At 66.2% G+C, this 20055-nt stretch carries 16 protein-coding genes; 5 read left to right on the top strand and 11 right to left on the bottom strand.

Annotated features, from left to right (window positions below):
* Positions 1 to 30 precede the first annotated feature (30 nt).
* The 8 genes from HCU76_RS02200 to xdhA all read right to left on the bottom strand — a co-directional run bounded on the left by HCU76_RS02200 (position 31) and on the right by xdhA (position 11202).
* Positions 31 to 1077, bottom strand: coding sequence for an adenosine deaminase (locus HCU76_RS02200; protein ID WP_218508317.1), 1047 nt, complete (start codon positions 1075 to 1077; stop codon positions 31 to 33).
* Positions 1078 to 1280: 203 nt separating this feature from the next.
* Positions 1281 to 2459, bottom strand: coding sequence for a BMP family ABC transporter substrate-binding protein (locus HCU76_RS02195; RefSeq protein ID WP_218508316.1), 1179 nt, complete (start codon positions 2457 to 2459; stop codon positions 1281 to 1283).
* Positions 2460 to 2518: 59 nt separating this feature from the next.
* Complete coding sequence (locus tag HCU76_RS02190) at positions 2519 to 3439, bottom strand: ABC transporter permease (RefSeq protein ID WP_218508315.1); 921 nt, start codon at positions 3437 to 3439, stop codon at positions 2519 to 2521.
* Between the two features lies 1 nt (position 3440).
* Complete coding sequence (locus HCU76_RS02185; protein ID WP_213957881.1) at positions 3441 to 4595, bottom strand: ABC transporter permease; 1155 nt, start codon at positions 4593 to 4595, stop codon at positions 3441 to 3443.
* Positions 4582 to 6117 (bottom strand): ABC transporter ATP-binding protein, encoded by a 1536-nt coding sequence (locus tag HCU76_RS02180; RefSeq protein WP_218508314.1) that lies wholly within the window; start codon positions 6115 to 6117, stop codon positions 4582 to 4584. The genes HCU76_RS02185 and HCU76_RS02180 overlap by 14 nt, the downstream gene beginning before the upstream one ends.
* A gap of 108 nt (positions 6118 to 6225) precedes the next feature.
* The gene (locus HCU76_RS02175) at positions 6226 to 7185 is read right to left on the bottom strand and encodes a LysR family transcriptional regulator (RefSeq protein WP_218508313.1); all 960 of its coding nucleotides are present in this window, start codon (positions 7183 to 7185) and stop codon (positions 6226 to 6228) included.
* Positions 7186 to 7195: 10 nt separating this feature from the next.
* Positions 7196 to 9631, bottom strand: coding sequence for a xanthine dehydrogenase molybdopterin binding subunit (gene xdhB / locus HCU76_RS02170; RefSeq protein ID WP_218508312.1), 2436 nt, complete (start codon positions 9629 to 9631; stop codon positions 7196 to 7198).
* A gap of 2 nt (positions 9632 to 9633) precedes the next feature.
* On the bottom strand, positions 9634 to 11202 hold the full coding sequence (gene xdhA / locus HCU76_RS02165) for a xanthine dehydrogenase small subunit (protein WP_218508311.1): 1569 nt from the start codon (positions 11200 to 11202) through the stop codon (positions 9634 to 9636).
* Positions 11203 to 11527: 325 nt separating this feature from the next.
* Between xdhA and HCU76_RS36470 the strand changes: the two genes are divergently transcribed.
* Positions 11528 to 11650: a hypothetical protein gene (locus tag HCU76_RS36470; protein WP_256353920.1), complete on the top strand. Its 123-nt coding sequence runs from the start codon at positions 11528 to 11530 to the stop codon at positions 11648 to 11650.
* Positions 11651 to 11714: 64 nt separating this feature from the next.
* Entirely contained in the window at positions 11715 to 13676 is a 1962-nt protein-coding gene (locus HCU76_RS02160) for a solute carrier family 23 protein (RefSeq protein ID WP_213957886.1), read from the top strand.
* Positions 13677 to 13978: 302 nt separating this feature from the next.
* Here the strand turns inward: HCU76_RS02160 and HCU76_RS02155 are convergent, their stop codons facing one another.
* A complete protein-coding gene (locus HCU76_RS02155; protein ID WP_213957887.1) occupies positions 13979 to 14896 on the bottom strand; it encodes a LysR family transcriptional regulator in 918 nt (305 codons plus the stop codon).
* Between the two features lie 97 nt (positions 14897 to 14993).
* Here HCU76_RS02155 and HCU76_RS02150 point away from each other — a divergent pair, with 97 nt between their 5' ends.
* The 3 genes from HCU76_RS02150 to HCU76_RS02140 are packed head-to-tail and all read left to right on the top strand — an operon-like array spanning position 14994 to position 18946.
* On the top strand, positions 14994 to 15134 hold the full coding sequence (locus HCU76_RS02150) for a hypothetical protein (protein ID WP_213957888.1): 141 nt from the start codon (positions 14994 to 14996) through the stop codon (positions 15132 to 15134).
* A gap of 15 nt (positions 15135 to 15149) precedes the next feature.
* Positions 15150 to 17333 carry an indolepyruvate ferredoxin oxidoreductase subunit alpha gene (locus tag HCU76_RS02145; protein WP_213957889.1) on the top strand — a complete coding sequence of 728 codons (2184 nt, stop codon included), beginning with the start codon at positions 15150 to 15152 and terminating at the stop codon, positions 17331 to 17333.
* A complete protein-coding gene (locus HCU76_RS02140) occupies positions 17330 to 18946 on the top strand; it encodes an indolepyruvate oxidoreductase subunit beta family protein (protein WP_218508310.1) in 1617 nt (538 codons plus the stop codon). The genes HCU76_RS02145 and HCU76_RS02140 overlap by 4 nt, the downstream gene beginning before the upstream one ends.
* An 81-nt stretch (positions 18947 to 19027) precedes the next feature.
* Here HCU76_RS02140 and HCU76_RS02135 read toward each other — a convergent pair whose 3' ends face one another.
* Complete coding sequence (locus HCU76_RS02135; protein ID WP_218508309.1) at positions 19028 to 19645, bottom strand: DUF6036 family nucleotidyltransferase; 618 nt, start codon at positions 19643 to 19645, stop codon at positions 19028 to 19030.
* Positions 19626 to 19934: a hypothetical protein gene (locus HCU76_RS02130; RefSeq protein ID WP_218508308.1), complete on the bottom strand. Its 309-nt coding sequence runs from the start codon at positions 19932 to 19934 to the stop codon at positions 19626 to 19628. The genes HCU76_RS02135 and HCU76_RS02130 overlap by 20 nt, the downstream gene beginning before the upstream one ends.
* Positions 19935 to 20055: the final 121 nt, after the last annotated feature.

Below are 20055 nucleotides of genomic sequence, written 5' to 3'. Positions count from 1 at the left end.
CATGCCGCTGCTGGCGCCCAGGAAGCGCTATCAGCTGGCGTCGAAAGTCTCGAATGCAGCGTTGAGCCGGTCGACGTAGGCCTTCTTGGCGGAAGCCTCGATGAAACTGCCGTTGAAGCTGTTGGCCGCCAGTTGCCAGGCCTGCTGCGCCGAGAGGCCGGTCGCGGCGAAGGTCTGGAGGAAGTTCTCGTTCATGTAGCCGCCGAAGTACGCAGGGTCGTCCGAATTGACCGTCGCGACCAGGCCTGCGTCGAGCAAGGTGCCAAGGTTGTGCTTCGACAGGTCCGGGAACACGCAGAGCTTGAGGTTCGACAGCGGGCACACCGTCAGCGGGATCCTGTCCTGCGCCAGCCGCCTCATGAGCGCGGGATCCTTGCTGCTCTGCACGCCGTGGTCGATGCGTTCGACCTTGAGCACGTCGAGCGCGCTCCACACATAGGCGGGCGGGCCTTCCTCACCGGCATGCGCGACGAGGTGGAAGCCCAACTCCCGGCAGCGCGCGAACACCTTGGCGAATTTCTCCGGCGGATGGCCCACCTCGCTGGAATCGAGGCCGATGCCGATGAACTTGTCGCGGTATGGCAGCGCCTGCTCCAGCGTCTCGAACGCCTCTTCCTCGCTGAGATGGCGCAGGAAGCACAGGATCAGCGCGGCGCTCACCCCGAGCTTCGCCTGCGCATCGACGCAGGCGCGGTGCAGGCCGTCGATCACCGTCTTGACGTCGACGCCGCGCGCCGTATGGGTCTGCGGGTCGAAGAACATCTCGCAGTGGATGACGTTGTCGGCGGCAGCGCGCTCGAGGTAGGCCCAGGCCATGTCGTAGAAGTCCTGCTCCTTCAGCAGCACGCTGGCGCCGGCGTAGTAGATGTCGAGAAAGCTCTGCAGGTTGGTGAAGGCATAGGCGCGCCGCAGTTCCTCGACGCTCGCATAAGGGATGCTCACCGCATTGCGCTGCGCCAGCGCGAAGATCAGCTCAGGCTCCAGCGAGCCCTCGATGTGCATGTGAAGCTCGGCCTTGGGCATCGCGCGCAGCAGCGCGGGCAGGCGGTCTTGGGCAATGGGGCGGACAGTGGTCATGGTGGGGGTCTTGTTCGTGGGAAGTGCAGTTCAACGGCAGCGAATACGGGAGCGGACAGCCGAACGCAGAAGTCGCAAAGGTTTCGCAGAAGTCGCAAAAGGAATGCCTGAAATTTTGCTTGAATCCTTCTGCGACTTCTGCGTGCTTTTGTCAAAGCAAAAGGGCCGCTCGAAAGCGGCCCTCCATCAGCAAAGCGAGCGAGTTACTTCTTGTCGCCCGGCACCTTGCCGTCCACGCCCTTGACGTAGAAGTTCACGCCCGACAGGAACTTGTCGTCGGCCACGGCGCCGGCAGCGACCAGCTCCTTGCCGTCGTTGCCGACGATCGGGCCCTTCCAGATCTGGAAGCTGCCGTCCTTCAAGCCCTTCTTGACCTCCTCGACCTTGGCCTTGACGTCGGCCGGCACGTCTTCGGCGATCGACACGATGTCGATCGCGCCTTCCTTCACGCCCCACCAGCTCTGGCCGGTCGTCCACTTGTTGTCCAGCACGTCCTGCGTGGCCTTGATGTAGTACGGCGTCCAGTTGATGACGGCCGATGCCAGGTGGGCCTTGGGGCCGTAGGCAGTCATGTCGGAATCCCAGCCGAAGGCGCGCTTGCCCTTCTCTTGCGCCGTCTTCAGCACGGCCGGCGAGTCGGTGTTCTGGAACAGCACGTCGGCGCCGCCATTGATGAGGGCGGTGGCCGCTTCGGTTTCCTTCGGCGGGCTGAACCATTCGTTGACCCACACCACCTTGGTCGTGATCTTCGGGTTGACCGATTGCGCGCCCATGGTGAAGCTGTTGATGTTGCGCAGCACTTCAGGAATTGGCACCGAGCCGACCACGCCGAGCTGGTTGCTCTTGGTCATGCCGCCTGCGATCACGCCGGCCATGTAGGCGCCTTCGTAGGTGCGGCTGTCGTAGGTGCGCATGTTCGGCGCGGTCTTGTAGCCGGTGGCGTGCTCGAACTTCACGTCCGGGAAGTCGGGCGCGATCTTGAGCATGGGCTCCATGTAGCCGAAGGTCGTGCCGAAGATCAGCTTGTTGCCCTGGCTGGCCATGTCGCGGAACACGCGCTCGGCGTCGGCCGACTCAGGCACGCTTTCGACGAAGGTGGTCTTGATCTTGTCGCCGAATTCCTTTTCCAGCGCCTTGCGCGCGTTGTCGTGCGCGAAGGTCCAGCCGCCGTCGCCCACGGGGCCGACATAGGCAAAGGCGATGTTCAGCGGACCCTCGGCCGGCGCCGGCGCGGGCGCGGCGGCGGTAGGTGCCGGAGCGGCCGGCGGGGCAGCGGGCGCCGCAGCTTCTTCCTTCTTGCCGCAACCGACGAGTGCGGCCGAAGCCACGGCGGTCAGGGCGGCCAACTTCAGCAGGGCGCGCTTGTTCATCAGATCAGTCATTGTCGAAAATCCTCAAAAGGGGACAGGTTGGCAAACACAAAAAGACACATCCGGGCGGATTATGAACCGGGGTAGAACGGTTTTCCGATCGACGCCGGCATGTTCACGCGGATGAACGCCGGGTTGCGGGAGATCAGTGCCAGCACGACGATGGTGGCAACGTACGGCATCATGTTCAGGAACTGGCTGGGAACGTCGACACCCACGCTTTGCAGGTGAAAGCCCAGCATGGTGACCCCGCCGAACAGGTAGGCACCAAGCAAGACCCGCGCCGGTCGCCATGTCGCAAAGGTGGTCAGCGCCAGTGCGATCCAGCCCTTGCCGGCCACCATGTTCTCCACCCACAGGCCCGTGTAGACCACCGACAGGTAGGCGCCCGCCAGCCCGCACAGCGCGCCGCCCGCGACCACCGCCAGCAGGCGTATGCGGCGCACCGGGTAGCCCAGCGCATGCGCCGACTCGGGTGATTCGCCGACCGAGCGCAGCACCAGCCCCGAGCGCGTCCGGTAGAGGAACCAGATCAGCGCGAAGGCCAGGAACACCGCGAAGTAGACGATCGGGTGGTGCCTGAACAGCGCCGGCCCGACCAGCGGAATGTCCCCCAGGAAGGGCAGCGGGTACTGCACGCTCTCTGGCAGCTTGGCCTGCACGTAGTCCTTGCCGGCAAAGGCCGAGAAGCCCACGCCGAACAGGCTCAGCGCCAGCCCGGTGGCGTACTGGTTGGTGTTGAGCCAGATCACCAGCAGGCCGAACAGCATCGACAGGAAGGCGCCCACAGCCATGCCCGCCAGGAAGCCGATCCAGGTGCTGCCGGTCTGCACCGTGGTCGCGAAACCGGCGATGGCAGCGCAGAGCATCAGGCCCTCGGCGCCGAGGTTGACGATGCCGGCCTTCTCGTTGATGAGCAGGCCGAGCGAGGCAATGGCCAGCACGGTGCCGGCGCTGAGCATCGAGCCCAGCAGGAGTGCGTAGGAGTCCATGTCAGAGCGCTCCTTCGGTGGCGCGTGCAACGGGTTGTGCGGTGAGGGGGGTGCTGGCTTGCAGCGAAGCCGTTCCGGCGGAGAAAGGCGCCGGCTTTGGCGCCGCCTTGCGCCGGATGCGGTACGCGATGAGCGTGTCGCAAGCCAGCAGGGTGAACAGCAGCAGGCCCTGGAACACGCCGGTCAGCGACTTCGGCAGGCCCAGGCGCGACTGCGCCAACTCACCACCGATGTAGAACATGCTCATCAGGATGGCCGAGAACACCATGCCGACCGGATGCAGCCGCCCGACGAAGGCCACGATGATGGCCGCAAAGCCATAGCCCACCGGCAGGTAGGGCGTGAGCTGGCCGATCGGGCCGGCGACTTCGAGCGCACCGGCAAGGCCCGCCGCGCCGCCCGAGGTCAGCAAGGCGATCCACACCGCGCGCCGGGCCGAGAAGCCCGCGTAGCGCGAAGCCGCCGGCGCAAGGCCGCCGACCTGCTGGGCAAAGCCGGCTCGCGTGCGGAACAGGAAGACCCACAGCGCCCCCACACCCAGCAGCGCGATCGCCAGCCCGATGCTCACGCGCGAGCCCTTCATGAGGCGCGGTATCTGCGTGATCACGTCGAAGGGCTTGCTCTGCGGGAAGTTGAAGCCCGCCGGGTCCTTCAGCGGCCCGGAGACGACGTAGCCCAGCACCAGGATCGCGACGTAGACCATCATCAGCGTCACGAGGATCTCGTTGGCGTTGAACTTGTCGCGCAGCAGCGCCGCGATCGCCGCCCAGGCCATGCCGCCCAGGATGCCCGCCACGATGATGGCCGGCACGATCCACGGGCCGGTGTTCTTGTCCGCCGTCACCGCCACGAAGGACGAGCAGATCGCGCCGATCACGAACTGCCCTTCGGCGCCGATGTTCCACACGTTCGAGCGGAAGCACACGGCCAGGCCCAGCGCGATGATCAGCAGCGGCGTCGCCTTGACCATCAACTCGCCGAGCGCGTAGCCGCTCTTGATCGGCTCGTAGAAGAACACCAGCAGGCCCTTGACCGGGTCCTTGCCGAGCGCCGCGAACAGCGCCATGCCGATCAGCACCGTGATCAGCAACGCCAGGATCGGCGAGCCATAGCTCCAGAATTTGGAGAGCTGCGGACGGGCTTCAAGCTTGAACATGTGCGGGCTCCCTTGCTGCGGCGGCGCCATGCCAGAGTCCGCTCATCCATTCACCGATCTGCGGCACCGTGGCCGCGGCCCGATCCACCGAGGGCGACAACTGCCCCTTGGCGATCACATACAGGCGGTCGCTGATCTCGAACAGCTCGTCGAGTTCTTCGCTTACCACCAGCACCGCGCAGCCCGCATCGCGCAGCGCCAGGATCTCGGCGCGGATCAGCGCAGCCGCGCCCACGTCGACGCCCCAGGTCGGCTGCGCGACGATGAAGATCTTCGGGTTGGCATCGATCTCGCGCCCGACGATGAACTTCTGCAGATTGCCGCCCGACAGCGACCGTGCCGCCGAGCCCGGCCCGCCGGCTTTCACGTTGAAGCGCTTGATGATCTCGGCCGCATGGCCCTGCAATGCGCCGGTGCGAATCCAGCCGCTCTTGCTGATCGCGTTGTCGCGGGTCAGCAGCATGTTATGGGCGAGGCTCAGCGTCGGCACCGCGCCGCGGCCCAGGCGCTCCTCGGGCACGAAATGCATGCCGAGCTTGCGGCGTCCGCGAGGTCGCATTCGCGCCGCGGCCTGGCCGAACATCTCGATCATGCCGGCCTCGGCACGGGTGTCCTCGCCGGAAAGCGCGTAGAGCAACTCCTTCTGGCCGTTGCCCGAGACGCCGGCAATGCCGACGACCTCGCCGGCACGCACATCCATGTTCACGCCGTCGAGATCGACGCCGAACTGGTCTTCGCGTGCCAGCGTGAGCCCCTTCACGCGCAGCGCGACCGGCCCCACCTTGACCTGGCGATGCTGCAGCGGCGGCGGCTCCGCCCCGATCATGAGGCGCGACAGCGACTCGTTGCTCTCCTGCTGCGGGTTGCACACCCCCGTGACCTTGCCGCCACGCAGCACCGTGCAGGCGCTGCACAACTCGCGGATCTCGTGCAGCTTGTGGCTGATGTAGAGAATGCTGCAGCCCTCGGCGGACAACTGCTTGAGCACCACGAACAGCTTCTGCACCGCCTGCGGCGTGAGCACGGATGTGGGCTCATCGAGGATCAGCAGCTTGGGATTGGTGAGCAGCGCGCGGATGATCTCGACGCGCTGCATCTCGCCGACCGACAGGGTGTGGACCGGGCGCGTCGGGTCCATGTCGAGGCCGTATTCGCTGGCCTTGGCCTCGACGCGGCGCGCAACTTCTGCCAGCGCCAGGCTCTTGTCGAGCCCGAGCCAGACGTTCTCGGCCACGGTGAGCGTGTCGAACAGGCTGAAGTGCTGGAACACCATGCTGATGCCCAGCGCCCTCGCCTCTTGCGGGTTGCGGATGTTGACCGGCTGGCCGTTGAAACTGACGGTGCCTTCATCCGGCTTCACCGAGCCGTAGATGATCTTCATCAGCGTCGATTTGCCGGCGCCGTTCTCGCCGAGAACGGCATGCGTTTCACCGGGTTGGACCGTGAGGGAAACGTCGCTGTTCGCGACCACGGCCGGATAGCGCTTGGTGATGTTCGCAAGCTGGAGTCTGTAGGGTGTCATGACCTTGGAGCGTTGTCATTTTTTATGCCAGAAAAGTCGCTGAACGTCCGTCCGGGCGGACGACGCCAGTCGCTCTCCTTTGTATCACCCCCTACTGCGAGCCCGGCCTTAAGCCTTATGTTTGATGGCGCTCCCCGTGCTGGACCGCAACGACGCGGCCACGTTCTTGCTGCGCTCGCGCAACCATTGCGCGGAGATGGACGAATGCGTTCGCTCGTGCCAGAGCTGGTAGTACATCAACTGCGGCAGCGCGATCGGACACTCGAGGATGCAGACCGGCAGCCGCTTGACCAGGCGCTCGCAGTACTGGCGCCCGGTGGTCAGCACCAGCAGGCTCGATGCCACCATGTCGGGCATGAGGCTGAAATGCGCACAGCGCGCGGTGATGTTGCGCTGCAGGTTGAGCTCGTCGAGCATCTGGTCGATGACGCCGCGTGCACCGGGATGCGTGGGCGTCGGCGCGATGTGCTCGGCGGCGAGCCAGGTGCGTGCGTCCCAGCCGCGACGTGCGGCCGGATGGTCGGTACTGACCAGCGAGACCACCTCATCGGCGAACAGCTTCGCCATGTGCAGGTCTTCCGGCGGCTTGAGCCAGTTGCCGATGACCAGGTCGACATGGCCGAGCGACAGGTGCGCGTGGTAGTCGGAGTCGGGCGACAGCGGATGGATCTCGATCTTGCACAGCGGCGCCTGGCTCTTGATCTGCGCTACGAGCATCGGCAGGAACAGCGGGTCGAGGTAGTCGCTGGCGGCGATGCGGAAGGTGGCGGTGGCGTGCTGCGGATCGAAGCCACGCGCGTCGCTGAACAGCACCTCGGCCGCGCGCAGGATGCTGGCGCTGGGCTCGATCATGCGCAGCCCCGCATCGGTCGGCACCATGCCGGTGCCCGAACGCACCAGCAGCGGATCGCCCGAAAGATCACGCAACCGCTTGAGCGCGGCCGAGACAGCCGGTTGGTACATGCCGAGCCGGATGGCCGCACGCGACACGCTCCTGTCCGTCAAGACCGTGTAGAGCACCCGGATCAGGTGCAGGTCGATCTTGTCGAAAAGCGCGTTGTCTCTCATGACGTCTCAATCAAGCGGCCGACGGTGCGGCGGACTGGACGGCCGTGATCGCGTCGAGGATGGCCTCGCTGGTGGCGGGCGCGCGCAGCGGCGGGTCGCTCTTGTGATTGCCTGCCGCGGACACCGCGTCACGGATGGCATAGAACACAGAGAACGGCAGCAGCAGCGGCGGCTCGCCGACGGCCTTGCTGCGGTGGATCGAGTCCTTGAAGTTGTCGCCTTCGAACAGCTGCACGTTGAACACCGGCGGGCAATCGTTGGCCGTCGGGATCTTGTAGGTGCTCGGCGCGTGCGTGGTGAGCTTGCCGCTTTGCGGATGCCACACCAGTTCCTCGGTCGTGAGCCAACCCATGCCCTGGATGAACGCGCCTTCGACCTGGCCGATGTCGACGGCCGGATTGAGCGAGCGGCCCGCGTCGTGCAGGATGTCGGCGCGCAGCAGCTTCCATTCGCCCGTGAGCGTGTCGATGATGACTTCGCTCACGGCCGCGCCGTAGGCGAAGTAGTAGAAGGGATTGCCCTTCATCTTCTCGCGGTCCCAGCTCAGGCCCGGCGTGGCATAGAAACCGTCGGACCAGAGTTGCACGCGGTCGATGTAAGCCTCGCCGACCAGCGTGGCGAAGTCGATGGTGCGGCCGTTGACCTCGACCTTGTCGTTGGCGAAGCGCACGGCCGAAGCCTCGCCGCCATGGCGTGTGGCCGCGCAGGCTGCGAGGCGCTCGCGGATCTGGCGTGCGGCATCCTGCGCAGCCTTGCCGTTCAGGTCGGCGCCGGTCGATGCGGCGGTTGCCGAGGTGTTGGCGACCTTGGTGGTGTCGGTGGCCGTGGCGCGCACGGACTCGAAGCTCACGCCCAGTTCATGCGCCACGACCTGCGCCACCTTGGTGTTGAGGCCCTGGCCCATTTCGGTGCCGCCGTGGTTCACCAGGATGGAGCCGTCGGTGTACACATGGACGAGCGCGCCGGCCTGGTTGAAGTGCTTGACGTTGAACGAGATACCGAATTTCAACGGGGCCAGCGCCAGGCCGCGCTTGAGCACGGGGCTGGTCGCGTTGAACGCCTCGATCGCCGCGCGGCGCGCGCGGTAGTCGCTGCTGTCTTCGAGCTGGGTGACCAGCTTGTCGATGATGTTGTCGGACACCACCTGGTCGTAGGGCGTGACGTTGCGTTCGGTCTGGCCGTAGAAATTGGTGCGGCGCACGTCGAGCGGATCGCGTCCCAGCGCGCGGCCCACCGAGTCCATGATGTTCTCGATGGCAATCGCGCCCTGCGGGCCGCCGAAGCCGCGGAACGCCGTGTTGCTCTGCGTGTTGGTCTTGCCCGAAAAGCCGTGCATCGACACGTCCGGCAGCCAATAGGCATTGTCGAAGTGGCACATGGCGCGGGTCATCACCGGGCCCGACAGGTCGGCCGAGTGGCCAGCGCGCGACACCATCGTGATCTCGGCGCCGAGGATGTGCCCCTCGTCGTCATACCCGACCTCGTATTCATACCAGAAGCAATGGCGACGTCCGGTGATCAAGAAGTCGTCGTCGCGGTCGAGCCGAAGCTTGACCGGGCGCTTCAGATGGTTGGCCGCGATGGCGGCCACGCAGGCGAACAGGCCCGACTGCGATTCCTTGCCGCCGAAGCCGCCGCCCATGCGCCTGCATTCGACGTGCACTTCGTTGGCGTGCAGGTGAAGTGCGTGGGCAACCATGTGCTGCATTTCACTCGGATGCTGGGTCGAGCAATAGACGTGCATCGCGCCGGCTTCCTTGGGGATCGCATAGCTGATCTGCCCTTCCAGGTAGAACTGCTCCTGGCCGCCCACGTCGAAGCTTCCCTTGAGCCGGTGCGGCGCCCGGGCGATGGCAGCCCTGGCGCCGCCTTCGTTCGTGCTGCGGGCCAGGTGCATCGGCGGCAGGACGTACTGGCCTTTTTCGTGGGCCTGCCGCGGCGTCAGCACCGGTGGCTCGGCCTCGATAGTGAGCACGGACTTGGCCTTTGCCGCTGCACGGCGGGCGATGTCGCGCGATTCGGCAATGACCGCGAACACGGGTTGGCCGAGGTGTCGGATGTCGCCGGCGCAAAGGATCGGATCGTCGTGGATGATCGAGCCGCAATCGTTGGTGCCGGGTATGTCCTGGGCGGAGAGAACGGCCACCACGCCGGGGATGGCGCGGATCGCCTCGAGGTTCATGCCCGTCAACCGCCCGTTGGCCACCGGCGACAGGCCCAGTGCGCAATGCAGCGTGCCGGCCAGTTCGGGGATGTCGTCGATGTAGGTGGCCTCGCCGGCAACGTGCAGTTGCGCCGATTCGTGCGGCCTGCTGATGCCGACACGGGCGCCGTCGCCATGGGCCTTGGCTTCCGCGGCCACGTCGATGCGGGCTGCCGCGTTCTTGAGGTAGTCCGCGAATGCCTCCGCGGTTTGCAGCAGGCGGGCGTCGATGGGTTTGTTCACTTTCAGGCTCCTTCAGCAACGACGTGCGGCATCACGCTCCAGACGCTGGTGGCTTCCACCGGCAGGGCGTCCGAGGCGCGCGTTTCGAGCCAGAGGCGCTGGATGAGATTCTGCGCCACCTGCAGCCGATAAGCGGCCGATGCACGCATGTCCGACAGCGGCTTGAAGTCCTGCGCGAGCGCCACCTTTGCCGCGTTCACGCTGGCCTGCGTGAAGGGCTTGCCGAGCAGCGCGGCCTCGGCGCCGGCAGCGCGCTTGACGGTCGCGGCCATGCCACCGTAGGCCAGCCGCACCTCCTTGACCACCTCGCCATCGAGTTCGATCGAGAAGCCGGCGCACAAGGCCGAAATGTCGCAGTCGAAGCGCTTGCTGATCTTGTAGGCGCGCACGCGTCGCGAAGCGACCGACAGCGGCACCGACACCGCCTGCACGAACTCTCCCGGTTCGAGCTTGTTCTTCATGTAGTCGACATAGAACTCGACCAGCGGCATGCGGCGGACCCGGGCGCCCTGGCGCAGCTCGATCTGCGCATCGAGCGCCATCAACACCGGCGGCGAGTCGCCGATGGGCGAGCCGTTGGCGACGTTGCCGCCCATCGTGCCGGCATTGCGGATGGGCGGGGAGGCAAAGCGCAGCCAGACGTCCGTCAGGCCTTCGAAGCGCTGCGCCAGGGCGCGCCAGGCGTCTTCGAGCGACGCGCCCGCGCCGATGTAGAGCTCGCCATTGCGTTCGTCGACCGCCTTCATGTCCGCCACGTCGCCGACGTAGATGATGTCGCCGAGATCGCGGAACTGTTTGTTGACCCACAGGCCGACGTCGGTCGAGCCGGCCAGCACCTGGGCGCCCGGCATGCGTTCGCGCAGCGCGGCCAGTTCGGCCAGCGTCTTCGGCGCATGGAAGCGGTCGGTGCGGCCACCCGCGGTGTTGCTGTATTCGAAGGTGTCTTCGCGTTGCAAGGCGGTCAGCGCCTGCACCACGGGCTGCGTGTCCACCCGCACGGCCGGCAGGTCGAACATGCGCTGGCCCGCGTCGAGGATCGGCCGATAGCCGGTGCAGCGGCAGAGGTTGCCCGACAGCTCGTCGGCCAGTTGCTGGCGCGAGGGCTGGGTGCCGGCGGTCTGGTGATGCTCGTAGCTCGACCAGAGCGACATCACGAAGCCTGGCGTGCAGAAGCCGCATTGCGAACCGTGGCACTCGACCAGCGCCTGCTGCACCGGGTGCAGGCATTGCACCGCATGCTTGCCGTGCTGCTCGGTGTCGACGACCTTGCCGCACTGGCGCTTCAGGTCCTCGACCGTGAACAGCGCCTTGCCGTGCAGGGTGGGCAGGAACTGGATACAGGCGTTGACGGTCTGCAACTGCAGGCCGCCGACGGCGCCGGCAGCGCCAGGAACGGCCAGTTCGCCGATGACCACGGTGCAAGCGCCGCAGTCGCCTTCGTTGCAGCCTTCCTTGGTGCCGGTGCAGCGCGCGTCCTCGCGCAGCCAGTCGAGGACGGTGCGGGTGGGGTGGACATCGGAGACGTCGACAACGCGCCCCTGATGGAAAAAACGGATGGGTTGGGTGCTCATGCTCGTGGGTGCTTGCAAGAAAGACGCCGCAAGTGCGGACTATTGCTCTAACTTAGTGGTTCTTGCGCCCGGCGGAATACGAGTCCAGGAATAAGAAACATCCGTCGGGCGATATGTCACAGCCCCAACTATTCATCAACGATCAAGGCTGGGCAATGGACATTCTGCGCCTGCGCTTTCCGTGGGTACAGGAATTGCGGAGTCGACGCCACCTGTCGTACCGATGCACCGTCAAGGTTCACGTTTTCCCGAACGGTGACCGAAGCAGATTGCTATCGGCACGACATGGCGCAAAGAATTGATGGAGTAAGGGAGGAATTTGAAGATGACTGTCACCTTGGCCGTCCGCCTTGCCGGACTGCGCCACCCCGCCATGGCCGCCTGCTCAGGCAAGGCCACACCTGTTGAAGCACCGCCACTGCGCGCCGGGAACGACGCCTTCGGCTGAGCACGCTCCCGTCTCTCCCATCGACGCCCGTCACTTTTAGAAAAACCATCAGAGAGGAATCGCCATGAGTTCAAGCAGCACCACCACCGGGGGCGCGCCGCCGCGCGGATCGGCGCGGGCAACCAAAGTCCACCCGGTCGACGAAGTCCTGCCAATACCCCTGCTCGCGGCCTATGGCTTCCAGCACGTGCTCGCCTTCTACGCCGGCGCGGTGCTGGTGCCCATCATCCTGGCGAGTGCGCTGAACCTCACGCGCGACCAGTTGATCCACCTGATCAACGCCGACCTCTTCACCTGCGGCATCGCCTCCATCATCCAGGCGTGGGGCATCGGCAAGGTGGGCGTGCGACTGCCGCTGCTGCAAGGCGTGACCTTCACGGCGGTGAGCCCCATGATCGCCATTGGCCTGGGCGCCGGCGGCGGCGTCGACGGGTTGCTCGCCATCTACGGCTCGGTGCTGGTCGGCGGCCTCTTCACGTTCTTCGCGGCCACCTACTTCGCCAAGCTGGTGCGCTTCTTCCCGCCGATCGTGACCGGCTCGGTGATCCTGATCATCGGTGTCGCGCTGCTGCCGGTGGCGGCCAACGACATCGTGGTGGGCAAGGGTCCGTTCGCGATCCAGGACCCGGTACTGCTCAAGAACGTCATGTATGCCTTCGGCACGCTGGCGCTCATCGTGGCCATCCAGCGGCTGTTCCGCGGCTTCATGGCCACCATCGCGGTGTTGATCGGGCTGGTGATCGGCACGCTCGTGGCCTGGGCCATGGGCGACGCGCACTTCGCGGACGTCGCCACGGCGCCGATGCTGGGCTACACCTCGCCCTTCTACTTCGGCATACCGACCTTCAGCTTCACGGCCTGCCTGTCGATGCTGATCGTGATGATGATCACCATGGTCGAAACCACGGGCGACGTGTATGCCACGGGTGAAATCGTGCAGAAGCGGATCCGCGCCGACGACATCGCCCGCGCCATTCGCGCCGACGGCGCCGCCACCTTCCTGGGCGGCATCCTGAACTCGTTCCCCTACACCTGCTTCGCGGAAAACGTCGGCCTGGTGCGCCTGACGCAGATCAAGAGCCGCTGGGTGGTGGTTGCCGCCGGGGTCATCATGATCATCCTGGGTTCGCTGCCGAAGGCCGCTGCCCTGGTGGCCGGCATCCCGCATCCGGTTCTTGGCGGCGCGGCATTGGCCATGTTCGCGGCGGTGGCCGTGGTGGGCGTGCAGACCTTGTCGAAGTGCGACTTCAATGACCATCGCAACATCGTGATCCTGGGCACCAGCCTCGGTCTCGGCATGCTCGTGACGGCGCAGCCCTTCGTGGCCGGCGCGTTCCCGAAGTGGGCGGAAATCGTGTTCGGCAGCGGCATCACGCTGGGCGCCTTGTCGGCGATCTTCCTGAACATCCTGTTCAACCATACCGGCGGCAGCCCGCACACCGCGGTGGCCGGCGTCCCGGGCAACCTGGTGGGTCTGGACCAGGTCAATTCGATGTCCCGCGCCGAGTTCACCAAGACCTTTGGCGGCCTGGTTGAAAACACGCCGTGGGTTCTGGATGCAGCCTACGCGCGCAGGCCCTTCGCCAACACCCTCGCGCTGCGCTCCGCCTTCCAGGACGCCTTGCTGACCGGCACCAAGGAAGAGCAGCTGGAACTGATGAACTCGTTCGCCGACCTCGGCAGCGAGGGCGACGCGCACAACGCCTACCTGCTGGACCACGCCGACGCGGGCATGAGCGGCATGGAGGAAAAGGATCACGAGGAAGTGCTTGAACTCGCGATCGCCTATCGCAAGCAGTTCGGCTTTCCGCTGATCGTCTGCGCCAAGGAAGTGGAGCGCTACGAACGCGTGATCGCCAACGGCTGGCATCGGATGGCCAATTCAACGGGGGTGGAGCGATCGGCTGGGCTGATCGAGATTGCCAAGATCGCCAATCATCGTTTCAACGAGTTGGTTGCCAACGCCAACCCGATCGGAACGGCCCGGGCACAAGCGTTTGCAAAGGCACACGCACACGGACACTAAAAAAGTTCTTGGTTGAGCAGAGCCGCATCACTGCGGCCTTCAGAGTGCATCGCGCAAGTGATGCACTTTTTTTTGCTTCCAGCGGCCTTGCTGCACTGCTGCCCCATCAGTTTTCCAGCACGACGGCGAGCGCGGCGGTTCGCGTTCGGTAGCAACCTCTGAACCGCTTTTGCCGGTCCGTAGGGTGCGCCTCCTTGAGAGGCTGAGGGCCGCGGCTCCGAGCCCGCAGCAGGCTTGGACGGCCCGCAAGAGCAGCCGCCTCTGGCGGCCGCCCGAAGCGCGGAAGGCGCTTCGGGGGTGGGTCAGGCTTCAGCGAACAGGTCTGTCATCACTTGACGCAGCCAGCGGTGCGCCGGGTCGGCTTCGAAGCGCTTGCTCCAGTGCAGTGAAACGCTGAAGTTGCGCAGTGGGAATGCCGGCTCAACGATCGCGTAGCCGCCCTGTTCCTCGACGAAGCCGCGCGCGATATTGCGCGGCATCACCACTGCGAGGTCGGTGGCGCGCACGATCGCGGGCAGTACCATGAAGTGCTCGGTCGTCAGCCGCACGCGGTCGTCGAGCTTGAGCAGATGCAGGATGCGCAGCGTGTCCGCATGAGTGCGCACCGCGACGTACTCGAGCCTGCGCAAGGCTTCGAGCAGGGCCGCGCCAGCACGTGTGCGCTGCTGCACGAACGGGTGGCCTTCGCGCAGCAGCACGATGTAGCGGTCCTTCAGCAGCAGCGTGCGCTGCGTGTCCTTCACTTGCGGCAGGAAACCGAAGGCGAAGTCGAGGCGTCCGCTGTCGAGCGCGCCGCCGATGTCGGCCTGCAGCAGCGGCAACGTCTCGATGCCCACGGCCGGCGCCAGTTCGCCCAGGCGCGCCATCAAGGGCGGCAGGAAGCGGCCTTCGCCGATGTCGCTCATGTGGATGCGGAATCGCTTGGACGATGCGGCGGGGTCGAAGCGCTCGGGTTCGTCGAGCGCCTGCTGCAGCGTCCTCAGCGCGGCGCGTACCGCCACGGCCAGCCGGTCGGCGCGCGGCGTGGGCGCCACGCCCCCGGGAGCGCGCACGAACAGCGCGTCCTGCAGCAGTGTGCGCAGGCGACCCAGCCCATGGCTGGCGGCGGGCTGCGTGAGGCCCAGCGACTCGGCCGCGCGGCTCACGCTGCGGGCGCTGTAGACCGCGTCGAACAAACGCAGCAGGTTGAGGTCGAGCGCGTCGATATGCATGAAATGCATGTTACTTAGTTCGAATCATTTATTGAACGACGGGCGCGAGCCTCGCACACTCCGTCCGGCGCTACGCCGATCCAACAGTCGAGAAGGAGACAACTTGATGATGCGCGAGTTCAAGAGCGGCAAGCGCCCCGGCTACACCATGGCCATGGCCGGGGCCGTCTCGCAGGTTCCGGTCGAGGACCTCGACACCCTCGCCTACTACATCGCACGCTTTCCCGCCTCGCCGGCCGGCAAGTAAGCGGAGGAGCACCCGATGGAAGTTTCCTTCAGCAAGGAGATCGAAGCATTACGCCTGGGCACGGGCGACACCTTCCATGGCGAGGGCATCCTGGCCATCACCAAGGGGCTGCTGCAGTCCGGCGTGTCCTACGTGGGCGGCTACCAGGGCGCGCCGGTGTCGCACCTGCTCGACGTGATGGTGCAGGCCAAGCCGTACATGGACGAACTGGGCGTGCATGTGGAGGCATGTTCCAACGAAGCCTCTGCCGCCGCGATGCTGGGCGCATCGATCCACTACCCGCTGCGCGGCGCGGTCACCTGGAAGTCGATCGTCGGCACCAACGTGGCGGCAGATGCGCTGTCCAACCTGTCGTCGCCGGGCGTGACGGGCGGGGTGCTGATCGTCGTCGGCGAGGACTACGGCGAGGGCGCCAGCGTGATCCAGGAGCGCACGCATGCCTATGCGCTGAAGTCGAGCATGTGCCTGCTCGATCCACGGCCGGATCTCGGCCGGATGGTCGACATGGTCGAGCACGGCTTCCGCCTGTCGGAGCAATCGAACATGCCCTGCATGATGGAGCTGCGCATCCGCACTTGCCATGTGCGCGGCAGCTTCGAATGCAGGGACAACATCGCGCCGAGAATTTCCACGCGTGCGCTGATGAGCGAGCCGGCCGGCTTCGACTACATGCGGCTCGCGCATCCGCCGGTGACCTTCCGCCACGAAAAACTCAAGGGCGACGAGCGGCTGCCCGCCGCACGTCGCTACATCGTCGAGCACGGGCTCAACGAACTGATGCCCGGCGAGCATGCGGATCTGGGCATCGTGGTGCAGGGCGGGCTCTACAACGCGCTCATCCGCGGCCTGCAGCAACTCGGCCTCGCCGATGCCTTCGGCGACAGCGTGATCCCGCTGCTGGTGCTCAACGTGACCTGTCCGCTGGTGCCGGAACAACTGGCCGAGTTCTGCGTGGACAAACGTGCAGTGCTGGTGGTGGAGGAAGGCCAGCCGGAATACATCGAGCAGGAGCTGGCGACGCTGCTGCGCCGGCGCGACATCCAGACACCGCTGCATGGCAAGGACATGCTGCAGGCGGCCGGCGAATACGGCGTGGAAGTGCTGGCCACGGGCCTTGCAGCTTTCGCGGCGAAGTGGCTGCCCGGCCATGCGCTGGATTCGGCGCAAGGATGGCTGGCCGGCAACAAGTCGCGCCGCGCCGCCGTCGCCGCCCAGCTCGAAGCGCCGCTGCCCAACCGCCCACCCAGCTTCTGCATCGGCTGCCCGGAGCGGCCGGTGTTTTCCGCGCTCAAGCTTGCGCAACTCGACAACGGCCCGGTGCACATCGCGGCGGACATCGGCTGCCATGCTTTCGGCACCTTCGAGCCCTTCTCGATGGGCCATTCGATCCTCGGCTACGGCATGAGCCTGGCCAGCCGTGCCGGCGTCTCGCCGATGATGAACCGGCGCGCGCTGTCGATCATGGGCGACGGCGGCTTCTGGCACAACGGGCTGCTCACCGGCGTGCAGAGCGCGCTCTTCAACGGCGACGATGCGGTGCTGTTGATCTTCAAGAACGGCTACACCTCGGCCACCGGAACCCAGGACATCATCTCGACGCCCGACGACGACATGAAGGCCCGCGCGGTCGACAAGCTGCAGAGCATGGTCGCGCAGAACCAGACCATCGAGACCACCCTCAAGGGCCTGGGCGTGCAGTGGATGCGCACCGTCCACACCTACCGCGTCGACAGGATGCGCGCGACGCTCAACGAAGCCTTCACCAGCGACTACAACGGCCTCAAGGTGATCGTCGCCGAAGGTGAATGCCAGCTCGAACGCCAGCGCCGCATCAAGCCCTGGCTCGCAAGCCTGCTGCAGCGCGGCGAACGCGTGGTGCGGGTGAAGTACGGCGTCGATGAGGACGTGTGCAACGGCGACCATGCCTGCATCCGCCTGTCGGGCTGCCCGACGCTGACGCTGAAGGACAACCCCGATCCGCTCAAGGTGGACCCGGTGGCCGTGGTGATCGACGGCTGCGTGGGCTGCGGCCTGTGCGGCGAGAACGCGCATGCGGCCACGCTATGCCCCAGCTTCTACCGGGCCGAGGTGGTGCAGAACCCGAAGTGGCATGAGCGCCTGCTGCATGAATGGCGCGCGCGCGTCCTGCGCTGGCTTCAACCGGCGCAGCCGCGCACGACACGGGTGCAGCCATCATGAACCGGACATCGCCGATCACCCTGCTGATCTGCGCCCTGGGCGGCGAAGGCGGCGGCGTGCTGACCGAATGGCTGGTCGACGTTGCGCGCCATGCCGGCTACGCGGCGCAGAGCACGTCGATCCCCGGTGTGGCGCAGCGCACGGGCGCGACCACCTACTACCTCGAGGTGTTCCCCACGCCGCTCGCACAACTCGGCGGCCGACGCCCGGTGTTCAGCCTGAGCCCGGTGCCGGGCACGCTGGACGCGATCGTCTCGTCGGAACTGCTGGAGACGGCGCGGCAGATCGGCAACGGCATGGCCGTGCCGCAGCGCACGCTGGTCATCACATCGTCCGCGCGCACGCTGACGACCGCGGAGCGCATGCAGCCCGGCGACGGGCGCGCGGATGCGCAGCGCCTGCTCGACACGGTGAAGTGCTTCAGCCGCGAGCACCATGTGTTCGACATGGCTGCAGTGGCGCGCGAATGCGGCACGGTGGTGAGCGCAGTGATGCTCGGCGCGATCGCTGGCAGCGGCTTGCTTCCCTTTCCGCGCGAGGCCTACGAGGCGGTGGTCCGCGGACGCGACACCGAGGCGCCGGAGAAGGTCGACAAGATGGCCGCCGCGAGCCTGCGTGGCTTTGCCCGGGCATTCGACGCGGTCAGCACGCCGCGCGCGCAGGCCGCGCTGGTGACCAGCCTGCTGGCCACGCAGGAGCCCGATGGATCGGCGCCCTCGCCACTGCCGGACGACCTGGCATCGGCCTTTCCGCAGCCTGTGCACGCGATGCTGGCGCTGGGCCATGCGCGGCTGCTCGACTACCAGGACGCCGGCTATGCCGCGCTCTACATCGAGCGCCTGCAGAGAGTGCTGGCCACCGAGCGGGCCGCCGACCCGGCCGGCGCCAACGCCTTCGCCATCACGCGCGAGATGGCGCGCTGGCTGGCGCTGTGGATGGCCTTCGACGACATCGTGCGCGTGGCCGAACTCAAGAGTCGTGCGAGTCGCATCCGCCGCGTGCATGCGGAGGTGAAGGCCGGGCCGGACGACATCGTCCGCATGTACGACCACTTCAAGCCCGGCGCGGCCGAGTTGGCGGCACTGTTGCCGCTGGCGCTGGCCCATCGCCTGATCGCATGGGACCGCGGGCGCCAGGCGAAGGGGAAGGCGCCCTGGGCCGTGCCCCTGAAGATCGGCGCGCATTCGATCCTGGGCATGGCATCGCTGCGTTTTCTGGCCTCGCTGCGCGGCTTGCGCGAGCGCGGCAGCCGCTTTGCCGACGAGCAGGCACTGATCGACCGCTGGCTGGCCGCGGTGGTGGCGGGCACGCGCAACAACTGGCGGCTCGGCCATGAGATTGCCCTGTGCGGCCGGCTCATCAAGGGCTACGGCAGCACCAACGAACGCGGCAAGGCGAACCTGCTGCACGTGATCAACCACCTGGCCAGCGAACCGCTGCCGAAATGCACGCCCACCAAGCGCGCCGACGCCATTGCCGCCGCGCGCACCGCGGCGCTGGCCGATGACGCCGGCATCGCGCTCGATGCCGCACTGGTGCGCCACGGCGCGCCGCCACGCCCCGTGGTGGCGCAGCCGATACGGTGGATGAAGCGCCAAGCCCAGCCGAGGTGAGGGGTACGGCAAGGGCGCGGGATTCAACGCAGCCGGGTTCAGGGGGGCTCGTCGCCAGCACCGCTTAGGGCGGCGCGGCCATCACGAGGATGGCTGCTTGACCCCCGGCGTGGAAGCCTGCACGAGACCGAGGTCGTCGATGTCCTTGCACACGATGTCGATGGTGTTCTGCAAACGGCGCACGTTGCCAACGAAATAGCTGGCGGATGCTTCTGCCCGTCGACGGAACTCGGCCGCAGTGAAGTAGCCGCGCGCGGCCAGCGCGAGAATGTCCCCTCGGTCGTTCCCCTCGAAGCGGCCAAGCTTCGAGACCCCGACGTCCACCGGAGCAAGTACCCTCAGTCTCACGACGCGCTGCTCGTTTCCGATGCCGACCCACTCCCGCGAGTCGTCCTCGTAGTCCTCATGCATCGGACCGAGCGTGGGAGAGTAGGTGGTGTCGAAAAACAGCTGGGTGGGCTTGCCGGTGGCGTCCACAAAGTCGACGATCAGGTCGTTGTAATCGAGTGCCATCCGCCGCGAGAAACTCGCGTCCACGTCCCTGGTGACGCGAGTGCCGCAGTAGTAGTTCACTGCCATTCCGCCTGCCAGGTACATGATGATCGGCGGGCCCTGGTACGAGTTCTGACGAAGCGTTGCGTCGATCCTGTCGAGCATCGTCGACAGCGCCGCCGCCAGCTCAGGGGTGGCGTGATTCATGGGCGATCCTGGTTTTCAGCATGCTGTCGAAACGGCTGCAATTGAACTCTGCCGCCCTTGCGCGCTCGGCGAAATGGCCGACCGAACCCGGGGAGAGCTGTTCGGCGACACGGAAGAGCCCGTCCTCGTGGCCGTACCAGTAGCCTCCTGCGAGAAAAAGCGCTGTCGCGACGACCTCGTCGCGGCTGACGAGGCCGCTCTTCGCAAGCTGCACCCACGCATCCACATCAAAGTCGTGGCGTTGCGAAGCGCCAAACGCCAGGAGGTGCTCTTCGTGGTCTCGATTCATCCGCCAATGGTAAGGGGAGTGCGGCGCGGGCGGTCCGGCACGCGTAACTTTTCGGACTCACATCCCACAGGTAAACGCGGATATACGCCACCCCCACCTTCTTATAAAACATAACTTGATT

The sequence above is a fragment of the Variovorax sp. dw_308 genome (assembly GCF_019207085.1).
GTDB lineage: Bacteria > Pseudomonadota > Gammaproteobacteria > Burkholderiales > Burkholderiaceae_C > Variovorax.
The sequence above is the reverse complement of the archived record's forward strand: the minus strand, read 5'-3'. Positions and strand labels throughout refer to the sequence as shown.

Coding starts and splice junctions, on each gene's coding strand:
- HCU76_RS02200 (WP_218508317.1), bottom strand. CDS start 1,077: ATGACCACTGTCCGCCCCATTGCCCAAGACCGCCTGCCCGCGCTGCTG.
- HCU76_RS02195 (WP_218508316.1), bottom strand. CDS start 2,459: ATGACTGATCTGATGAACAAGCGCGCCCTGCTGAAGTTGGCCGCCCTG.
- HCU76_RS02190 (WP_218508315.1), bottom strand. CDS start 3,439: ATGGACTCCTACGCACTCCTGCTGGGCTCGATGCTCAGCGCCGGCACC.
- HCU76_RS02185 (WP_213957881.1), bottom strand. CDS start 4,595: ATGTTCAAGCTTGAAGCCCGTCCGCAGCTCTCCAAATTCTGGAGCTAT.
- HCU76_RS02180 (WP_218508314.1), bottom strand. CDS start 6,117: ATGACACCCTACAGACTCCAGCTTGCGAACATCACCAAGCGCTATCCG.
- HCU76_RS02175 (WP_218508313.1), bottom strand. CDS start 7,185: ATGAGAGACAACGCGCTTTTCGACAAGATCGACCTGCACCTGATCCGG.
- xdhA (WP_218508311.1), bottom strand. CDS start 11,202: ATGAGCACCCAACCCATCCGTTTTTTCCATCAGGGGCGCGTTGTCGAC.
- HCU76_RS36470 (WP_256353920.1), top strand. CDS start 11,528: ATGACTGTCACCTTGGCCGTCCGCCTTGCCGGACTGCGCCACCCCGCC.
- HCU76_RS02160 (WP_213957886.1), top strand. CDS start 11,715: ATGAGTTCAAGCAGCACCACCACCGGGGGCGCGCCGCCGCGCGGATCG.
- HCU76_RS02155 (WP_213957887.1), bottom strand. CDS start 14,896: ATGCATTTCATGCATATCGACGCGCTCGACCTCAACCTGCTGCGTTTG.
- HCU76_RS02150 (WP_213957888.1), top strand. CDS start 14,994: ATGATGCGCGAGTTCAAGAGCGGCAAGCGCCCCGGCTACACCATGGCC.
- HCU76_RS02145 (WP_213957889.1), top strand. CDS start 15,150: ATGGAAGTTTCCTTCAGCAAGGAGATCGAAGCATTACGCCTGGGCACG.
- HCU76_RS02140 (WP_218508310.1), top strand. CDS start 17,330: ATGAACCGGACATCGCCGATCACCCTGCTGATCTGCGCCCTGGGCGGC.
- HCU76_RS02135 (WP_218508309.1), bottom strand. CDS start 19,645: ATGAATCACGCCACCCCTGAGCTGGCGGCGGCGCTGTCGACGATGCTC.
- HCU76_RS02130 (WP_218508308.1), bottom strand. CDS start 19,934: ATGAATCGAGACCACGAAGAGCACCTCCTGGCGTTTGGCGCTTCGCAA.